Annotated in this window: 1 protein-coding gene; it reads left to right on the top strand. The window is 41.4% G+C overall.

Features of this window, described 5'->3' with window-relative positions:
* Positions 1-459 (top strand): hypothetical protein (locus tag NE664_13855; GenBank protein MCQ4727718.1); only part of this gene is annotated, 459 nt, incomplete at both ends.

The following is a 459-nucleotide window of genomic DNA, read 5'->3' as shown; positions in this document are numbered from 1 at the left end:
CATCTTCATGGCCTCAACTGTCATAAGCACGCTATTCTTTTCAACCTTGTCGACAATAAAGATATACCGGAAAGGGAAGTCGAATTATTTAAGATGGCAAATGACATGTACCCCTTCCTTCCTTTCCAAGTTTGTGATATGCTTGTTATAAAACGGGGCGGCAAAAATATAAGCGGTACAGGTATGGACTTCAATATGATTGGCCGTTTCGGCGTTTGGGGACTTCAGGAACCTGAGAAATTTTATGCAAGCGGCTGCGAAACCCTCGGCCAGCCATATCCGCTTATAGAGATTATCGCGCTTTTGGATCTTACCGATATCAGCCACGGCAATGCAATCGGAATGGGGCAGGCGGATATTATCACAAAGAGGTATTTTAATAAAATAGATTACAAAGTAACATATAAAAACGGCAAAACGACAACATTCATTGATAAAATAAAAACGCCGTTTGTTGCC

It is taken from the genome of Anaerotignum faecicola, from assembly GCA_024460105.1.
GTDB lineage: Bacteria > Bacillota > Clostridia > Lachnospirales > Anaerotignaceae > JANFXS01.
Note: the sequence above shows the minus strand (reverse complement) of the source record. Positions and strands in the feature narration are given on the sequence as shown.